The sequence below is a fragment of the Phaeodactylibacter luteus genome, from assembly GCF_007993045.1.
GTDB lineage: Bacteria > Bacteroidota > Bacteroidia > Chitinophagales > Saprospiraceae > Phaeodactylibacter > Phaeodactylibacter luteus.
In genome coordinates, this window is the sequence record NZ_VOOR01000143.1 from 1 (window position 1) to 1,151 (window position 1,151).

The 1,151-nt window shown below is 68.2% G+C and carries 1 pseudogene; it reads right to left on the reverse strand.

Annotated features, from left to right (window positions below):
* Positions 1-1,151 (reverse strand): annotated as a pseudogene (locus FRY97_RS22550) (hypothetical protein); the annotation flags it as partial.

Below are 1,151 nucleotides of genomic sequence, written 5' to 3' on the forward strand. Positions count from 1 at the left end.
CCATTGGCGTCCTGGAAGGCATAGATGGCGGTATAGGTGCCGGGCGCGGAGGGGGAGAATGCGCCATCGGGGCCCACATCGCCGGACCATGTGCCGCCTGGGGGTGATGCGGACAGGGTTATGTCCCCCTGGCCTGCGCATACAGTGGGGGCGCTGCCGATCATGGCCTGGGGCAGGGGCGGCACGATGATGTCAATGGAAGCGCTGCCGGAGCAGCCGGAGGGGTCCGAGAGCTCATAGGTGGCGGTGAAGGTGCCGGGCGCACCGGGGCTGAAGGTGCCGTCGGGCGCGGCATCGCCGCCCCATATGCCGCCTTCGGGCTGTGCGGCGAGCACAATGGGGGCATCGCCTGCGCAGAGCGGCCCGGGCTGCTGAATGGACACGGCAGTGCCGGAGCTGACCTCGATGTCGGCTTCAGCGGTATTGGAGCACCCGTTGGCATCGGTATAAGTGTAAGTGACGGTATAAGTGCCTTCGGGCCTCCCTGCGGGGTCGAAAACCCCGCCGGGCCCAGCGTCGCCGCCCCATGCCCCTCCTGCAGGCACGCCCTGCAGGGCGACTGGGGGCTCAGCCGCGCAGTAGGGCCCACCGGGGTCGACAATGGTCACGAAGGGCCTGGGGCTGACGGTGATGGCCCTGGAGGTGGTGCCCACACAGAGGTTGGCGTCGATGATGGTGTAAGTGACCGTGTGGGTGCCGGGCCCGAGGAGGATGGGCGAGAAGAGGCCGGAAGCGTTCTGGACTGCGCCGCCCCAGGTCCCGCCGGCAGGTGCGCCCTGCAGGGTAATGGGGAAGTCGCCCTCGCAGAAAGGCCCTGGGTCGATGATGGCGGCCACAGGGGGCGGCACGACCTGGAAGGTCTGCACTTCAGTGCTGGTGCACCCGTTGGGTGCAGTGACGGTATACGTAGCGGTATGGGTGCCCACGCCGAGGGACTGTATATTGACCTGCCCGGAGGGGAAAGCGCCGTTGCTCCAGGTCCCGCCGCCGGGCGTGGCGGTGAGGAAAGCGAACTGGTCGGAGGCGCAGAAGGGCCCTGGGTTGGTGAAGCTGATATCGGGCGGGGCGAGGATGGTGATGTTGCGGGAGGCTTCCCCTGTGCACCCGTTGGCGTCCGTGACCGTGTAGGTGACGGTGTGGGTGCCCGCCCC